2 protein-coding genes are annotated in these 1092 nt (G+C 33.1%); both read right to left on the bottom strand.

From position 1 onward, the window contains the following. Window positions 1-208 precede the first annotated feature (208 nt). Window positions 209-490 carry a hypothetical protein gene (locus AC2D8I_RS16230; RefSeq protein ID WP_484707162.1) on the bottom strand — a complete coding sequence of 94 codons (282 nt, stop codon included), beginning with the start codon at window positions 488-490 and terminating at the stop codon, window positions 209-211. Between the two features lie 12 nt (window positions 491-502). Further along, window positions 503-1092 (bottom strand): papain fold toxin domain-containing protein (locus AC2D8I_RS16225; RefSeq protein ID WP_484707161.1); only part of this gene is annotated, 590 nt, incomplete at its 5' end.

Genomic DNA, 1092 nt, shown 5'->3' with positions numbered 1-1092 from the left:
TCTTACCAAAAAGAAATTTAAAGACTTTTTTAATAAAAATGTTGCTACACTTTAGCACAATAAAAAAGCCTCTACATCCCTTAAAAGCTTTCTCTTTATTTTTCTACTCTTATTCTTATACCAATCTGTAACGCTACTAAGCTAAGCTTAGCAGTAGCGATACGTGGTAGCCTAGCGGGGGTTTTTGCGATTAGTGCCGGGTACTACACTATCCTCGATACTCCTCAAAAAATTCAAAAAACCGTTCTAAAGCTAATGATTCATTTGAACTATTAAAGTCAATTATTTTAGCCCAAGATTGAGTACTAGAAATATTATATTTTCTTTCAACCCATTCCTGAAATCCTCTCATTAATTCTAAATCCTCCTTATTAGAATTAGCTACACAAATACCATTTATAAAAGCCTCTAAAGCAAAGATAGAATCTCTCCCTAGATACATAATTGGTCTATTTTTAATGATTTCTATTATTTCCAAGACGCTTTTCATTCTATATCGTTTTTAGTCAATCCCTCTTTTAGGTGGACTATTTTCCCATATTTTTCCATACGGGGCATCAAAATTCTTAGCCCATTCATCAGGAGCTAATCCTTCTGGGTGTAAATTATCAAAAACCTTTCCATCAACTTCAACTCCCCAATGATAGCCATTTTTTGAAATATTACCTCCCTTTTTAACACCATATATATTAGGATATGGACTCATAAGTTCTTTCAACTCTCCTTTAATACCCCTTCCTTCTAATTCTTTTAGAATAGCTTTTGCACAATCTTTACAAGACCAATCTATATTTTTAAATTTATTAGCAACCTGACTAGCTATTGCATGACTTTCATTTACTCCCAATCCAAAAACAGTAGTCATTTCTGTGCCTGTCGCATTTCTAACTCCTGTAATTGGACTTTCTAACAATTCTCTTCTAGAAAAATTAATAGATTTTCTAAAAGAAAAATTAGGTAGTTTAATTAATGGGGCGATTTCTGCTGCTCCTGTTAATGCTGAAACTCCTTCAAATACTCTCGCACCTTCTTCTAGACTAAGGTTTCCTTCAGTTATTCTTTCTCGTGCATAACCATTTTTCCAAGTAAATC

The organism is Lacinutrix sp. YIN62 (assembly GCF_057219185.1).
This window is presented reverse-complemented; position numbering and strand designations above follow the sequence as displayed.